Below are 16,911 nucleotides of genomic sequence, written 5' to 3'. Positions count from 1 at the left end.
GAAGCCACAGGGATCACCACATTGAGCATCGCCGACACCAGCACATCATCGTCATCGACGCCGTCGCCGACCGCGCCGACTCGCGACGTCGAGGCCGTCCGTTACACGCTCGCCGAACAGGGCTCACCGTGGATTTTCGTGGTCGCCGAGCGCAGCGCCGTCGCCATCAAAGCGCCGTCCGAGCCCGATGTGGTCGAGGGTTTGTGGGCGCTGATGCGGGGCGGCGAGTCCCGCGCCGACGCGTTGGCCGCGCTCATCCCCGAGTTCTCGGGCGAGCGCCGAACGGCCTTCGCGGTGGTCGGTGACGACGAGCCCACCGCGGCCGCCGATGCGCAGAATGCGGGTGCCACGGTCACGGTGATCGCCCACGGGCGAGCGGCCGTCGATGCGCTCGCCGCGGCCGGCACGCGCCACGCCGGCGACGAGCGCAGCGGCTGGGAGCGCATCGAGCCCGACGGCGACGCGCCGTGGGCACGCGAAGTTCTCGCCGGTTCTCGCAAATTCGCACTGGGTGATCTTGCTCAGCAGGCGGGTGCGGATGCCGTGGGCGTCTCGTTCCCGCTCGATGCCGGTGTCGTCGTGGCGAACCGCCTCGACATCGTGCTGGCGGGGGCCGAAGATGCCGACGGGGCAGGCTCCGACGCCGCGGACATCGCTGCTGCGGACATCGGTGCGGCGGACGCCGGCGCCGCGGCTCCCGCTGCCGCTGCTCCCGCTGCCTTGGGTCCCGACGCAGTGGATTCGGACGCGGCGGCCAATGACGCCGCACGCGCCGCTGCGCCGAGTGCCGTCGACGAGACCACACGCCTCGAGCCGCTGGAGCGGACCTCAGGTACCTCGGACGATGTGTTCTCCGAGGAGACGGTCCTGACTCGTCGGCCCGCGGCCTCGGCCGAGCCACGGGTGCTCGACGTGAGTGACCAGGCGGGCGGCATGGACGGTGAGCCGTTGACCAAAGCGCCGGGTGTCGCCGCATCCATCGAAGCAGAGACCGAGACGGTCATCCGCCCCCGACGCAGCGTGGTGCCGCGACTGGCCGACGACAGCCTCCTGCAGCACGATGGCGAGACCGTGCTGCGCCCCGACATCGCACGCCCGGTCGAGGACGAGACCGTGTTCCGCCACGTGCCGTTCGTGCCCGACGACCCGCAGACCGTTATGTACGGGTTCCGCGTCAACGGAGGGCAGGCCTACCCGCTCGACGCCGTGCACTACTTCGGGCGCAACCCGCGGCAGCCCCGCATCCCGTTGCCCGACCCGTCGCGGCTCGTACCCGTCGTGTCGTCCACGAAATCGGTGTCGGCGACACACCTCGAGATCAAACAGGTGGGCGACTCGATCGTGGCCACCGACCTGAAGTCGACCAACGGCACGAGCGTCAATCTGCCGCACAAACACTGGCAGCGCCTGCGTCAGGGAGAATCGATCGTGGTCGTGCCCGGCACGCTCGTCGATATCGGCGACGGTAACGTGATCGAGATCCTGCCGCCCTGGCGCGGCGAGTAGCGCGAGTCGTTCGGGCAGCCAGGGCAGCCCGAGCAGCCGGCCGAGGCATCCAGCCGCCCACACCCGAATTCCGCACCGCCCGAGCCCGAACAAGGAAAGAGAATCGTGGGGAGACGACTGCCGTCACAGCCGCCGACGCTGCCCGGGTTCTCGTTCGTGCGCATTCTCGGGTCGGGCGGGTTCGCCGACGTCTTCCTCTATGAGCAGGACAGCCCCAGGCGTCAGGTGGCCGTGAAGGTGATGCTGGCCGAATATGTGAACAACCACGTGCGCCAGATGTTCGCGGCCGAGGCCGATCTCATGGCGCAGCTGAGCGCACATCCCTCGATCTTGACCGTCTATCAATCGGGCGTCGCGGGCGACGGGCGGCCCTATCTCGTCATGGAACTGTGTTCGCAGACGCTCGGCACGGGCTATCGCAACAACCGGCTGTCGGCCGCCGAGGCGCTGCGCGTGGGCATCAAGATCGGTGGCGCGGCCGAGAGTGCCCACCGCACGGGCGTGCTGCACCGAGACATCAAACCGTCCAACATCCTCATGACGGCATATGGCAATCCGGTGCTGAGTGACTTCGGCATCGCGGGCGCGGTCGACGAGATCGATGACGACGCCGTCGTGGGCATGAGCGTGCCGTGGACCGCCGCCGAGGTGCTGCGCGCCGACACCAACGGCACCATCGCGAGCGAGGTCTTCTCGCTCGGCGCCACCGTCTACACGCTGCTCGCCGGGCGGTCCCCCTTCGAGATCGAAGACGGGGACAACTCCTCGGCGCAGCTCATGTCCCGCATCAACCGCGGGGTCGTGACGCCCATCGGCCGCGACGACGTGCCCGAGAATCTCGAGCGCGTGCTGCGCAAATCACTCGCCCGCAGGCCCGAGAACCGCCACCGTTCGGCCATGGAATTCATTCGCGAACTGCAGGCCGTCGAGGCCTCGATGGGTCTGGCGCAGACCCAACCCGACGTGAGCGTCGACGAGTGGGCGGATGTCGCGCCCGACGATCCCGACGACCGCACGCGCGTGAACCCCATCCGCGACGTGCAGCCCGTCGCGCGTCGACGACGTGCGCGCGGCGCCACGGCGGGGCCAGCGCAGGACGGGGGAGCGCAGCCCGGCAGAGCGCAGCCCGGGGGAGAGCAGCGCGAGACAGAGCGGGGGGCCGGTCGTGCGACTGCACGCGCGAACGCCGGATCGACGCGCACACGTGCGCGGGGTGGCGCGGCCGACGCGCAGTCGCGCTCGAACCGCCGCGGAACGGCCGCCGCCGCACCCGCCGCTTCCTGGCGATCGGGTCGATGGTTCGTGGCGGCGATCGTGGCGTGCGCCCTCCTCGTCGTCGCGCTGGCCGCGACCGCCGTGTACGTGGTCGTGCGGGCGGGAAGCGCCGAAGCGGTTCCGGCCGTGAGCGATGTGGTCGCGACATCCACCGACGGATCGTTGACGTTCAGCTGGCCCGACCCGGGCATCAGAGACGACGACGTGTATGAGATCGAGGTCGACGACAACAGCGCGAGCACCCAGCGCAGCACGACATTCGTCGTGGCGGGCGAACCCGGGGACACCGTCTGCATCACGGTGCGCGTGAACCGCGACGGGTCGCTCGGCACCCGCAGTCCCGAGAGCTGCGGCGTCGTTCCCGAGGCGGGCGCGGGCACCGGATGATTCGAGCATTTCTCGCCCGACGCGGCGCCGCCCTCGCCACCGTCCTGGCGGGCGCGCTGGTGATCGCGCTCATCGCCGTGATCTCGCTCGTGAGCACCGGCTACCGCGCCGACAAGCTGAGCCTCGACGACGACTCGGTATGGGTGACCAATCAGAGCCGTCAGGCGATCGGCCGCGCCAATGTGCGCGTGGGCGAACTGAACGCGGCGCTCGCGGTCGAACGCGCGGGCACCGGTGCGACGGGAGTCGACGTGGTGCAGGACGGCTCGACCGTGCTGCTCGTCGACCGCGCGGCGGGAAGCGTCGGACGCGTCGACCTTGCCACGGCAACCGTGGACGAGCCCATACCGCTTCCTCCGGGGGCGTCCGACGTGCACGTGGCCCGCGGGCGCATCGTCATCGCGCGCGGCGGCGACCTCTGGCTGGTGCCGATCGGTGCGCTCGAGGACTTCCGCTCCGACGACGAGCCGACGGTCTCGCTCGGCGCCGATGCCCTCACCGCGGTGGCGCCCACGGGCGACATCTTCGTCTACCGTGCCGAGACCGGGCGGCTCTCGCACCTTGGGCCGGGCAGCGCTCGGGTCGACGATGCGACGACGATCGCTACGGGCGCCACCGACAGCCCGCAAGACGAGGCAGAGGGCGGGGCGCCGGACACGGCGGATTCCCCGGGGGCCCTGCAACTCACGGCCACGGCCGGGCGGTATGCACTGCTCGACCGCGACGCCGGGGTGCTGCACACGGCATCCGGTGCGACCGACCTCACCGAGATCGACGGGTGGGATGCGGCCACAGCGGTCCTTCAGCAACCCTCTGCCGCGCGCGACTCCGTGCTCGTCGCCACCGCCGGTTCGCTCGTCGATGTGCCGTCGTCGGGGGCGCCGCGCGTGCTCGCGACCGGATCATTCGGCCCCGCCGTGGCACCGGCAATCGCCCCGAATCCCGCCGCGGGCGTGGGCGGAGAATGCCTCGTCGGCGCCTGGCAGAGCGGTTCCGTCGCAACCCTCTGCGGCCGACCGTCAACCGGCGACACGGCCCGGCTCTCGACCGTGACCGGACTGGCTCCCGGCGCAGACCTGGCCTTCCGGATGCTCGACGACCGCGTGGTGCTGAACGACCGCGTGGGCGGCGGCTCGTGGGCCGTCCTCGACGGCAACCGGTCGATCGACAACTGGGACGACCTGCTGGCCGACACCGACACCGAGGAGCAGGTCGAGGAGAACACCGACGACACCCCGCCCGAATACGACGAGGAACAGAAACCGCCGGTCGCCGTCGCCGACAGCCTGGGCGCGCGGCCGGGGCGTTCGACGCTCCTGCCCGTCCTGCTGAACGACTACGACCCGAACGGCGATGTGCTCGTCATCGACAGCGTCGGCGAGGTGCCGACCGACACGGGGCGCCTCGACCTCGTGAACGACGGGCAGAGCATCAAGCTGACGCTGACGCCGGAGGCCCGGGGCGACATCCGATTCGCCTACTCGATCAGCGACGGTCGCGGCGGAACGGCGACGGCCGATGTGACCGTGACGGTTCGCGGGGACGACGAGAACGGTCCGCCCGCGCAGGTGCGGCCGACGCGCACGACCGTGGCGGCCGGTGGTCGCGTGAGCACCCAGGTGCTCGGCGATTGGGTCGACCCCGACGGCGACCCGATCTACCTCACGCGCGCCAGCGTCGAGGCCCCTGACCTGGCCCAGTTCACGCCGGCGGGCGAGGTCGTCTACACCGACGGCGGCACCGGGGCCGAGGCCCGCGACATCCCGCTGCTCGTGTCGGATGGCCGGGCAGAAGGTTCCGGCGTCCTGGCCGTGAGCATCACACCAACGGGCCAGGTGCCCATCGTCGCCGAAGGGTTCGCCGTCACCGCCTACGCGGGCGAGGACGTGCGCGTGACACCCCTCGACCACGCGCGCGGCGGGTCGGCGCCCCTGCGCCTCGTCAACGTTCCGAGCCGCGACGGGTCGACGATCGTGCCCGACTACGATCTCGGCACGTTCCGCTTCACGAGCAGCGAGGCACGCACCCATCTGCTCGAATACACCGTGACCGACGGCGTGCTCACCGAAACCGGCCAGGTGCGTGTCGACGTGCTGCCGAACCCCACGGGCGCGGCACCCGTCACGGTTCCCCACACGGCGTTCGTGCGCGAGCAGTCGAGCCAAGACGTCGCCGTGCTCGAGCAGGACTTCGACCCGGCCGGCGGGGTGCTCGTCGTCACCGGGGCCGACGAGGCGCCCGTCGAGAGCGGCATCCGTGTCGAGGTCATCGAGCAGCGGCTCGTGCGCATCACGCTGACCCGGCCCCTCGATGCACCGACTCCCATCGGTTACCACGTGTCGAACGGCACAGCCGAGAGCGACGGCACCATCACGGTCATCCAGGTGCCGACGCCGGCCGTGCGCCAGGCACCCATCGCCAACCCCGACACGGCCTCGGTGCGCGTCGGCGACGCCATCGACATCCCCGTGCTCGCCAACGACCGGCACCCCGACGGCGACGCCCTGACCCTCGACGCCACACTCAGCCGACAGGTGCCCGGCAACGCGGGGCTGCTCTTCGCCTCGGGCACGGTTCTGCGCTATCTGGCGCCGCGAGAACCCGGAAACTACACGGCGACCTATCGCGTGCGCGGGCCCGATGGGCAGTGGGCCGACGCCGACGTCACCCTCACCGTGCGCGAGGCCGACGCAGCCGCGAACCGGCCACCCGTGCCGAAGACCGTCACGAGCCGCGTGCTCGCGGGCGACACCGTGCGCGTTCCGATCCCGCTGCAGGGCATCGACCCCGACGGCGACTCCGTCAAGCTCGCGGGGCAGGCCAGCAACCCCGAGAAAGGTGCCGTGACGGGGTCCGGCGCCGATTGGTTCGACTACGAAGCGGGCGCGTACTCGACCGGCACCGACGAATTCTCGTACACGGTCGTGGACACGCTCGGCCAGACCGCCACCGGCACCGTGCGCATCGGCATCAGCCCGCCCCGGGACGGGGCCCGCAACCCCGTCGCCACCTCGGACGAGGTCACGACACGGCCGGGGCGCACCCTCACCGTGCGGCCGCTCGACAACGACTCCGACCCCGACGGCGATTCCCTGACGATCACGGGCATCACCCCCACGACCCCCGGTGCCACGGCCGAGGTGCGCGGCAGCACCATCCGCGTCACGGTTCCCGACGGCCGCGGCCGCTACGGATTCGTCTACGACATCGAGAATAGCCGCGGTGGCGCGGCGTCCAGCTTCCTCACGGTGGTAGCCGACCCGGATGCCCCGGCCGCCCGGCCCCTCGCGCGCGACACCGTGCTCTCGCTCAGCGATATCCAGGACGCCGACGAGGTGACGGTCAATCCGCTGAAGAACGTGTTCTTCGCCGAGGGGGAGGTGTCGTCGCTCGACCTGACGATCCCCGGCGACTACGCCCGGGCGGCTCGTGTCACCGATGCGAAGCGCGTCGTCGTGCAGGTAACCGACGCCAGCCAGATCATCCCCTTCGTCGTGGCGCACCCCGACGATGCCGCCATCACCGCGACCGCGTTCATCTGGGTGCCCGGCAAGAGAGATGCCGTGCCGCAGCTCAAGGCGGGCGTGAAACCCATTCGCGTGACGAGCGGCGAGAGCGTCGACATCCCCCTCGCCGATCATGTGATCGCACCCGACGGTCGCGACGTGCGTCTCACCGACACCGCCACGGTGCGCGCCACGCACGGCGACGGCTCGGCGCTGACGGTGGATGACCGCACCCTGCGTTTCCGCAGCGCCGACGGGTACTTCGGGCCGGCGTCGATCTCGTTCGAGGTCACCGACGCGGGTGGGGCCGGGGGCGCGGCGAAGGCGGCCACGCTCGTGCTGCCCATCGACGTCATCCCCGCGCAGAACCAACCGCCCGTCTTCACCGGCGGCCAGATCGACTTCGAACCCGGGCAGTCGAAGGACATCGACCTGACGAAGCTGACGCGCTACCCCTACGCCGACGACCTCGACCAGCTCGACTTCAGCGTGCTCGACCCGCGCGCGACCGGTTTCGACGTGGCGCTGTCCGGGCGCACCCTGACGGTGACGGCCCAGCCCGGTACGCCGAAGGGATCGGCGTCGAGCGCGCTCATCGGGGTGCGCGACGCCGCGAACCCCGGCCAGAACGGGCGCCTCGAGCTGCGCGTCGTCGCCTCGACGCGGCCGCTGGCCCAGCCCGCGACCGACCAGGTCATCGCGCCGCGCGGGCAGACCACGTCGGTCAACGTTCTGCAGAACGATCAAGCCACCAACCCCTTCCCGGGCACACCGCTCACGGTGGTGGCGGTGCGCGGGGTCGACGGGCAGAACGTTCCGGCGGGCGTCAGCATCACGCCGTCGGCCGACCGCTCGACGCTCTCGATCCAGGTGTCGGGCGATGCGGCCGCCCGCGATACGACCGTGCAATACCAGGTCGCCGATGCCACGGGCGACCCGGCCCGCCACACCTGGGGCACCGTGCGCATCAGCGTGCAAGACGTGCCCGACCCGGTGAGCGCCGTGCGCGTGACCGGATTCGATGACCGCGGTATCACGCTCACCTGGGCGCCCGGCGCCGCCAACAACGCCAGCATCACGGGGTTCCGAGTGGGCGTGCGCCCCACGGGCGGAGGCGCCGCGACCACGACGGTCTGCGCCGCGACCGCCTGCCGTGTGCCGACGCCGGGCAACGGCAGCGACAATGCCGTGCGTCTCGACGTGGTCGCCGAGAACGCCATCGGCGCCTCGACCCCGACCGCGCTGGCGGACCGCGTCTGGTCCGACGTCATCCCCGCAGCTCCCGACGGCATCACCGCCGAACCCCTCGACGGCGGCCTCCGCATCGGATGGAGCGCCGTGACCATGCCGTCGGGCGCGAGCCCGGTCGGCACCTACGTCGTGACGGTCGGCGGGCGCGAGCGCAGCGTCTCCGCCGCCGCGAGCTGCTCGGGCGGTCGCTGCACGACCGACGTGCAGGGCCTGTCGAACGGCAGCCGCGTCGACTTCACCGTTTCGGCGCGGAACGACGCCTACCCGGCCCTCTCGAAGTGGAACAGCGCCGCGGGCCAGGGCATCCCCTTCGGAGCGCCGAGCGGGGGAAGCGTGCGCGCCGACGGCGACTCCGGCAGCGGAAGCGTGACGGTGTCGTGGTCGGGGTTCGGGTCGAACGGCGATCCCATCGCCGGTTACTTCGTGGAGCGCCTGAATAGCGCGCAAACGCCGTCGGGCTCCGGCGCGTGCCGAGTATCGAGCCCCGCACCGGGAACCGTCTCGCCGCCCGTCAGCGGGGGATCGGTGGCCGAGGTGCGCCCCGCGGGAGGCGGCGCGACATCCACGGTCTTCAGCGGGCTCGACGAAGCCAACACGACCTACTACTTCGCCGTGTGGGCCTACAACCGCGCGGGCTGCGCCGTCTCGAATGTGGCCGAGGTGCGCATCCGGCCCACGCCGGGCGACACACCGCGCGCGGACGGGGTCATGGTCGAAACCGCTCGCTCCGTCTACGACTACCGTGTCACCAACCTGCAGCCGCGCGCCGACCGCTACCAGATCGCCACCGTCGATGCGTCCGGCAACCGCGTCGGTTCGTGGGTCGCCTTCGCCGCCGGCTCGTTCCCGCGCGAGGTGCTCGGCCTGCCCACCGGCCAGCAGGTGCAGTTCGCGCTGCGGGCCTGCAACGTCTACGCCGTCGTCGAAGTCTGCGGCGACCCGGCCGTCGTGACCGCGCCCGAGACATCCCTCGCGTTCCGGCCCGTCGACCTGCGTTACGACGGCGCGGCCGGCGCCTACAGCTGGACCGCACTTCCCGCGAACGGGCCGGACTACCCGGCCACGAGCCTCTGCGTCGATCAGGCCAACCCCGAGAACACGGGCACGAGCACCGCCACCGGATGCTCGTTCCCCGCGCCGCCCGTCGACCCCGCGTTGTTCATCACCATCGGCGGCAAGAGGGTTCAGGTGACCCCATGACGCGTGCCCCGGCATCCCACCCCCGAAAGGATCCCTCGTGACCCTCACCCCCGAAGAGGCGCGCTGGTTCGCCAGCACGTTCGACTCCCTCGTCGCGAACGTGGAACAGGTGCTGCTCGGCAAGAGCCACGTCGTGCGGCTGGCCTTCACCACGCTCATGAGCCGCGGCCACCTGCTGCTCGAGGACGTGCCCGGCACGGGAAAGACCTCGCTCGCGCGCGCCATCGCCGCCTCCATCGACGGCACGCATTCGCGCGTGCAGTTCACGCCCGACCTGCTGCCCGGCGACATCACGGGCGTCAGCATCTATGACCAGCGCAGCGGCAGCTTCGAGTTCCACCGCGGGCCGATCTTCGCCAACATCGTGCTGGCCGACGAGATCAACCGGGCGAGCCCGAAGACCCAGTCGGCGCTGCTCGAGGTGATGGAGGAGCTGACGGTGACGGTCGATGGGACGACGCATCCCGTGCATCCGCCATTCATGGTGCTCGCCACCCAGAACCCGATCGAGCAGGCCGGAACCTACCGCTTGCCCGAGGCCCAGCTCGACCGGTTCCTGCTGAAGACGTCGATCGGATACCCCGACCACCAGTCGACCATGCAGATCCTCGAGGGCGCCGCGGCTCCCGCGACGATCGCGCCCGTCGTGCCGGCATCGACCATCCGCGACATGTTGGCCATCGCGCGCACCACCTTCGTCGACCCGACGATCAACGACTACATCGTGCGCATCGTCGAGGCCACGCGGCAGGCCGAAGAGGTGCGGCTGGGCGCGAGCGTGCGCGGCGCCCTGGCGCTGCTCGCCGCGGTGCGCACCTGGGCCGTGTCGCAGGGGCGCACGTTCGTCACGCCCGACGACGTGAAGGCGCTCGCCGAACCCGTGCTCGCGCACCGTCTGGTGCTCGACGCTGAGGCCGAGTACGACGGGGTCACGCCGTCGAGTGTCATCTCGCAGGTGCTGATCGACGCACCGCCGCCCGGAGGCGGGGTCGGCCGTGCCGACTAGAGAACGCGCGGCGCCGCAGAGCACGACGCGCCTGCGCGACCTGACCTCGACCTCGTTGCGCGCCGATGCCACGGGCGACGCGGGGCGAACGGTCGATGCCCGCCTCGCCGTGGCGCGCGCCCTGCGTCGGGCGCGCCATGCGGTGGGCGCGGCGTGGTCGGCGATCACGGCGGTCGTCACACCCCTCGGCTGGGCGGTCGGCGTGCTGGCCCTCGCGGGGCTCGGTGCCGGCTACCTTCTGGGCTGGACGGAATTCGTCGTCATCGGCTGGGCCGCCGTCATCGCGGCAGCGGTCGCCGCCCTCTTCCTGATCGGCCGCATCCGCCACGAGGTCACGCTGCACCTCGCCGACGACCGCGTCGTGGTGGGCTCGACGGCCGTCGGCCAGCTCACGATCGAAAACCCCGGCCTGCGGCTGCTGCCCGCCATCACGGTCGACGTGCCCGTGGGGGAAGCGACCCTCGACGTGCCCGTGCCGCCGCTCGCGCCCCGGCAACAGATCGAAGAACTCTTCCGCGTGCCGGCCACGAGGCGAGGCGTGTTCCCGGTGGGGCCCGCCCGCGCCACCCGGCGCGACCCGCTCGGACTCGTGCGCCGCGAACACGCGTGGGCCGAGGCATCCGCCCTCTACGTGCACCCGCCGACAGTCACGGTGCCGAGCCTCAGCACGGGTTTCGTGCGCGACCTCGAGGGCAGCCCGACGCGTGACCTGACGAGCGACGACGTGTCGTTCCACGCGCTGCGCGAGTACGCGCCGGGCGACGAGCGGCGCAGCATCCACTGGCGGTCGACGGCGAAGACCGGCCGTTTCATGGTGCGTCAATTCGAAGAGACCCGCCGCAGCCACCTCATGGTCGCCCTCTCGGGCCGCGCCGACGAATACGCGACCGACGACGAGTTCGAGCTGGCGGTGAGCGTGGCCGCGTCGCTCGGTGTGCGTGCCATCCGCGACACGCGAACGGTCTCGGTCGTCACGGGCGAGGTGACCCCCGAATTCTCGCGGCGCACGGTGCGTTCGGTGCGCGCCTTCGCCTCGGTCACGCCCACGCGTCTGCTCGATGACCTGGCCGCGGTGGAGCTCGAGGAGCGCGCACTCGACCTCGCCACCACGGCCCGCGCGGCCGCCGACACCATCGGCGGCATCTCGCTCGCGTTCCTCGTGTGCGGCAGCGCCACAGACCCCGCCGCGATCCGCGAGGCCGCCCGCCACCTTCCCCTCGGTGTGGATGTCGTCGCCATCGTCTGCGAATCGGAGGGCGTGCCCACGCAACGGGCCTCGGCCGGCCTCACGGTCGTGACGATCGGATACCTCGACGATCTGCGGCCGGCACTCAACCGGGCGGTCGCGCGATGAGCGGCGCTGGCGAGCGGCCGGGCACACCGGTTCGAGGCGGTGTCGCGGTTGGCGATGCGCGGCCATCATCGACGCCCGACCTTCCGACGGCGTCGGCACCCGGCTCGGCGCGGCGGGCCCAGCGCCCGGCCCGACGCGCGCATTCCGAGCGCCCGGGCTGGCCCTGGCTCGTGGCGCGCGTGTTCCCGCCCCTTCTCGCCACGGTCGTGGCCCTCGCCGCATTCTGGCCCGTCTACCAATCCGTCGAATTCGTGCGGATGGCCGCCGTCACCGTCGTCGTCGCGGGTGTCCTCGCCGTGCTGGGCGCCCGATTCCGCTGGTCGCCGCTCCTCGTCGCGGCCGTCACGGTCGGCATCGTCCTCGTCGCGGGTGTGCCCCTCGCCATCCCCTCAGAGGCGACCGCCGGCGGATGGCTGCCCACGGGTCCCGCGCTCCTGCACCTGCTCGAGGCCACGGCGTTCTCCTGGCGGCAACTGGTCACGATCGTGACCCCCGTCGGCGCCTACCAGGCCCTCCTCGTCCCCGCCTTCCTCCTCGTTCTCGTGACGGCCGTGCTTTCGGCGTCGCTGGCGCTTCGGTCCCGGCATCCCCGGCTCGCTCTCGTGCCTCCGTTCCTGCTCCTGGCGGCCGCCATCGCACTCGGGCCGACCGAGGTGGCACCGGCCTACACGATCGGCGTGGGTGCCCTCCTCATGCTCGTGTCGGCCCTCTGGGCAGTCCTCCTGCCCGACGGGACCCTGCGCGAACACTCCATCGGCCGCCGCCGCTCGCTGCGTCTGGCGGTCACGCGTGTGACCGCCATCGCCGTCGTCCTCGCCGTCGCCCTCGCGGGAAGCACCGTGCTGGCCACGGTGTTCGCACCCGCCTCCGACCGGGATGTCCTCCGCGCCCACGTCGAGCAACCGTTCGTGCCGCGCGACTACCCGTCGCCGCTCGCGGGCTTCCGGTCCTATCTCGACCCCGCGACCCGCGACGAGACGCTCCTGACGGTCGAGGGGCTCCCCGCCGACGCGCGCCTCCGCCTCGCCACCGTCGACACCTACACGGGAGTCGTCTACGCGGTGGGCGATGCCTCGACCGGGTCGGCCGCATCCGGTTCCGAGGAGGCCGCCGGGGAGTCCGGGCCGGCCGACGGGTCGGGCATCTTCACGCGCGTCCCCTACCGCCTCACGCCCATGGCCACCGGAACGCGCGTGGACCTCACCGTGCGCGTGGACCAGTTCGCCGACGTCTGGGTTCCCGACGCCGGTGCGCTCGAACAGCTCCGCTTCCACGGCCCGCGCGCCGACATCCTCACCGACAGCTTCAGCTACAACGCCGCCACCGGAACCGCCGCGGTCTCGGCGGGTCTGCGCCCGGGTGACTCCTACCGCCTCACGGCTATCCTCCCGCCCGCGACCGACGACGTGGATGTCTCGAGCCTCCGACCCGGCACGGCCCCCCTTCCCGAACCCGCCGCCGTGCCCGATGCCCTCACCGACTGGCTGACGCGCACGGTGGCCACCCTCGCCCCCACCGACGCCGATTCAGGACCCGCCCCGGGCACCGGCACCGACCCCGGCACCGGCTCCAACCCCGGCACTGCCGCCACGGCCGTCACCCCCGGCGCCTCGCTCCAGCGCGCCCTCGACGCCCTGGCCGCGAGCGGCTACGTCAGCCACGGCCTCGACCCCGACACCCCGCGCAGCGTCTCCGGTCACGGCGTCGCGCGCCTCGAAACGCTCTTCACCGAGCAGCCCATGATCGGCGACCAGGAGCAATACGCCACGGCCGCCGCCCTGATCGCGCGCCAGCTCGGATTCCCGGCACGCGTCGTCCTCGGCTTCCGCCCGAACGGCGACGCCGGCACGAAGGCTCCGGCTACCGCCGCCGGCACCGATACACCGGCCACCGGTCCCGGTTCGGATTCGGCCGGACCCGTCGCCGTCACGGGCGCCGACATCGACGCCTGGGTCGAGATCCAGGACTCCTCGGGCCGCTGGGTCACGATCGACCCCACACCCGCCGTGCGCGACATCCCCGAGCGCGCCCCCGACGAGCCGACCCCCATCTCGAAACCGCAGACCGTCGTTCCGCCGCCCGTCGTCGAGGACCCGGAGGAGATCGCCCCGGCAGCGCCCGACAGCGAGGTCTCGGATCCGCCCGCCGAGCAGCCGTGGTGGCTCTCCGCTCTCCGCGTTGCGCTCGTCGTGGCCGGCTGGACGCTCCTCGTCGCGGCGATCCTCGCGGCTCCGTTCCTCACCGTCATCGCCGCGAAGGCGCGACGCCGCCGCACCCGCCGCCGGCGGGGGAGTGCCGACGCCCGCATCCGTGCCGGCTGGCTGGAGGCGCGCGACACGGCCGTCGACTACGGCATCGACATCCCGGCCTCGGCCACCCGCCGAGAAGCCGCCGCACGCATCGGCACCAAGACGGCCGTCACGCTCGCCTCCGTCGCCGACCGTGTCTCGTTCTCGCCCGACCGCCCCGACGATGACGACGCCGACAGGGTGTGGCAGGGTGTCGACGAACTCCGCCGCCGCGTCGCCGAACGCCACACACGGCGCGAACGCCTGCGCGCCCGCATCTCCCTCGCGTCCCTCCGCCGCCGGCGCTGACCCGCCAGCGCTGACCCGCCGGCGCTGACCCGACCGCGCTGACCGACCGCGCTGACCCGCCGGCGCTGCCCGCCCGCGCTGCCCGCCCGCGTTGGCCCGCCCGCACCGGCCGGCCCGCACTCATCCGCCCCGCCCCGCCCACGCAAGAACGCCCGCCCGCACCTCTCGGCACGAACGGGCGTTCTCAACGCATCTGACGCGTCAGGCGCGGCCGCGCATCACGGCCTGCTTCACTTCGGCGATGGCCTGCGTCACCTGGATGCCACGGGGGCATGCGTCGGTGCAGTTGAAGGTCGTGCGGCAGCGCCACACGCCTTCCTTGTCGTTGAGGATGTCGAGGCGCACGTTCGAGGCATCGTCGCGCGAGTCGAAGATGAACCGGTGCGCGTTGACGATCGCGGCGGGGCCGAAGTACTGCCCGTCGGTCCAGAACACGGGGCAGCTCGACGTGCACGCGGCGCACAGGATGCACTTGGTGGTGTCGTCGAAGCGGGCACGGTCGGCGACCGACTGGATGCGCTCCTTGCCGGCGCCGGGCTTCGACGTGGCCTGCAGGAAGGGCTGCACTTCGCGGTAGGAGGCGAAGAACGGCTCCATGTCGACGACGAGGTCCTTCTCGAGCGGCAGACCCTTGATGGCCTCGACATAGATCGGCTTCGAGATGTCGAGGTCTTTGATCAGGGTCTTGCAGGCGAGACGGTTGCGGCCGTTGATGCGCATGGCGTCGGAGCCGCAGATGCCGTGGGCGCAGGAGCGACGGAACGTGAGCGAACCGTCCTGATCCCACTTGATCTTGTGCAGCGCGTCGAGGATGCGGTCGGTCGCGAACATCTCGACGTCGTAGTCGACCCACTTGGGCTCTTCGTCGACCTCCGGGTTGAACCGGCGGATGATGAGCGTGACGGTGAAGGGTTTGAGGGCGTCGTCGGCGGGGGCGTCGGCGGGAGCGTCGAGTGTGGCGGTAGCCATGTCTAGTACTTCCTCTCCATCGGCTGGTAGCGCGTGATCGTGACGGGCTTCCAGCCGAGCGTGATGTGGTCTGCCGCGTCGGACGACAGGGGGTCGCCGGTCAAGTAGGCCATGGTGTGTTTCATGTAGTTCTCGTCGTCGCGCTTCGGGAAGTCGTCGCGCATGTGGCCGCCGCGGCTTTCCTTGCGGTTGCGGGCCGAGTAGACGACGACCTCGGCGAGGTCGAGCAGGAAGCCGAGTTCGATGGCCTCGAGCAGGTCGGTGTTGAAGCGACGACCCTTGTCCTGCACGGCGATGTTGCGGTAACGGTCGCGCAGGTTGTGGATGGTCTCGGTGACTTCGGCGAGCGACTCGTCGGTGCGGAACACCTGGGCGTTGCGGTCCATGTGCTCTTGCAGCTCTTTACGGATGGTCGAGAGGCGCTCGGTTCCGTTGGAGTTTCGGGCGTTCTCGACGAGCTCCTGCACGAAGGCGGCCGGGTTTTCGGGCAGCGGCGTGAAGTCGACGTTCTGCACGTATTCGACGGCGTTGTTGCCGGCGCGTTTGCCGAACACGTTGATGTCGAGCAGCGAGTTGGTGCCGAGACGGTTGGAGCCGTGCACCGAGACGCAGGCGCATTCGCCGGCCGCGTAGAGGCCGGGCACGATGGTGTCGTTGTCGCTCAGCACCTCGGCGCGGACGTTGGTGGGGATGCCGCCCATGGCGTAGTGGGCGGTAGGCATGACGGGCACGGGCTCGACGACCGGGTCGACGCCCAGGTAGGTGCGGGCGAACTCGGTGATGTCGGGCAGCTTCGTCTCGAGCACCTCGGCACCGAGGTGCGTACAGTCGAGGTAGACGTAGTCCTTGTGGGGGCCGGCGCCGCGACCCTCGGCCACCTCTTGCACCATGCAGCGGGCGACGATGTCACGCGGCGCAAGGTCTTTGATGGTGGGGGCGTAGCGCTCCATGAAGCGCTCACCCGAGGCGTTTCGCAGGATGGCACCCTCACCGCGCGCACCCTCGGTGAGCAGGATGCCGAGGCCCGCCAATCCGGTCGGGTGGAACTGGAAGAACTCCATGTCCTCGAGCGGCAGGCCCTTGCGCCAGATGATTCCGACGCCGTCGCCCGTGAGGGTGTGCGCGTTGGAGGTGGTCTTGTAGATCTTGCCGAAGCCGCCCGTGGCGAAGATGATCGCCTTGGCCTGGAAGACGTGGATGTCGCCCGTGGCGAGCTCGTAGGCGACGACGCCCGACGGCTTCTTGACGCCGTCGACCTCGGTCATGATGAGGTCGAGCGCGTAGTACTCGTTGAAGAAGTTGATGCCGAGGCGCACGCAGTTTTGGAACAGCGTCTGCAGGATCATGTGACCCGTGCGGTCGGCGGCGTAGCAGGCGCGGCGCACGGGCGACTTGCCGTGGTCACGCGTGTGGCCACCGAAGCGGCGCTGGTCGATCTTGCCCTCGGGCGTGCGGTTGAACGGCAGACCCATGTTCTCGAGGTCGATGACGGCGTCGATGGCCTCTTTCGCCAGGATCTCGGCCGCATCCTGGTCGACCAGGTAGTCGCCACCCTTGATGGTGTCGAACGTGTGCCACTCCCACGAGTCCTCTTCGACGTTGGCGAGGGCCGCAGCCATACCGCCCTGCGCCGCACCGGTGTGCGAACGCGTGGGGTAGAGCTTCGAGATGACGGCCGTCTTGGCGCCCGGGCCGGCCTCGATGGCGGCGCGCATTCCGGCACCACCGGCTCCGACGATGACGATGTCGAATTGGTGGTAGTGGACTCCGTCGATGACGGTGGATTCAGCGGTCGTGTCGGCCGAGAATGATGAGGTCACAGGTACATCCGTAATTCTGGTGGGTGGTGAAGCGGGGCCG

General features: G+C 71.1%; 8 protein-coding genes. 6 read left to right on the top strand and 2 right to left on the bottom strand.

Translation table 11 applies throughout. The features are described 5' to 3' along the window. The first annotated feature begins 21 nt into the window (after positions 1-21). The 6 genes from ACUWEX_RS10865 to ACUWEX_RS10840 all read left to right on the top strand — a co-directional run bounded on the left by ACUWEX_RS10865 (position 22) and on the right by ACUWEX_RS10840 (position 14,082). Positions 22-1,506 carry an FHA domain-containing protein gene (locus tag ACUWEX_RS10865; RefSeq protein WP_445996238.1) on the top strand — a complete coding sequence of 495 codons (1,485 nt, stop codon included), beginning with the start codon at positions 22-24 and terminating at the stop codon, positions 1,504-1,506. Positions 1,507-1,611: 105 nt separating this feature from the next. Continuing rightward, entirely contained in the window at positions 1,612-3,168 is a 1,557-nt protein-coding gene (locus tag ACUWEX_RS10860; RefSeq protein WP_445996237.1) for a serine/threonine-protein kinase, read from the top strand. Further along, positions 3,165-9,125, top strand: a complete 5,961-nt coding sequence (locus tag ACUWEX_RS10855) for an Ig-like domain-containing protein (RefSeq protein WP_445996236.1) — start codon at positions 3,165-3,167, stop codon at positions 9,123-9,125. Before ACUWEX_RS10860 ends, ACUWEX_RS10855 begins: the two co-directional genes overlap by 4 nt. A 37-nt stretch (positions 9,126-9,162) precedes the next feature. Beyond that, positions 9,163-10,131 carry an AAA family ATPase gene (locus ACUWEX_RS10850; protein ID WP_445996235.1) on the top strand — a complete coding sequence of 323 codons (969 nt, stop codon included), beginning with the start codon at positions 9,163-9,165 and terminating at the stop codon, positions 10,129-10,131. Beyond that, positions 10,121-11,485, top strand: a complete 1,365-nt coding sequence (locus ACUWEX_RS10845; protein ID WP_445996234.1) for a DUF58 domain-containing protein — start codon at positions 10,121-10,123, stop codon at positions 11,483-11,485. The genes ACUWEX_RS10850 and ACUWEX_RS10845 overlap by 11 nt, the downstream gene beginning before the upstream one ends. 179 nt (positions 11,486-11,664) lie before the next feature. Continuing rightward, the gene (locus ACUWEX_RS10840; protein WP_445996233.1) at positions 11,665-14,082 is read left to right on the top strand and encodes a DUF3488 and transglutaminase-like domain-containing protein; all 2,418 of its coding nucleotides are present in this window, start codon (positions 11,665-11,667) and stop codon (positions 14,080-14,082) included. A gap of 201 nt (positions 14,083-14,283) precedes the next feature. Here ACUWEX_RS10840 and ACUWEX_RS10835 read toward each other — a convergent pair whose 3' ends face one another. Together ACUWEX_RS10835 and sdhA are read right to left on the bottom strand one after the other, a co-directional pair. Beyond that, a complete protein-coding gene (locus ACUWEX_RS10835; protein WP_077055258.1) occupies positions 14,284-15,051 on the bottom strand; it encodes a succinate dehydrogenase iron-sulfur subunit in 768 nt (255 codons plus the stop codon). Positions 15,052-15,053: 2 nt separating this feature from the next. Further along, positions 15,054-16,871, bottom strand: coding sequence for a succinate dehydrogenase flavoprotein subunit (gene sdhA / locus ACUWEX_RS10830; RefSeq protein ID WP_445996232.1), 1,818 nt, complete (start codon positions 16,869-16,871; stop codon positions 15,054-15,056). Positions 16,872-16,911 lie beyond the last annotated feature (40 nt).

Source organism: Okibacterium fritillariae (genome assembly GCF_052783725.1).
This window is presented reverse-complemented; position numbering and strand designations above follow the sequence as displayed.

What these genes read in the sequence shown, in the direction of transcription:
- ACUWEX_RS10855 (WP_445996236.1), top strand. Translation starts at nt 3,165, where the DNA reads ATGATTCGAGCATTTCTCGCCCGACGCGGCGCCGCCCTCGCCACCGTC.
- ACUWEX_RS10835 (WP_077055258.1), bottom strand. Translation starts at nt 15,051, where the DNA reads ATGGCTACCGCCACACTCGACGCTCCCGCCGACGCCCCCGCCGACGAC.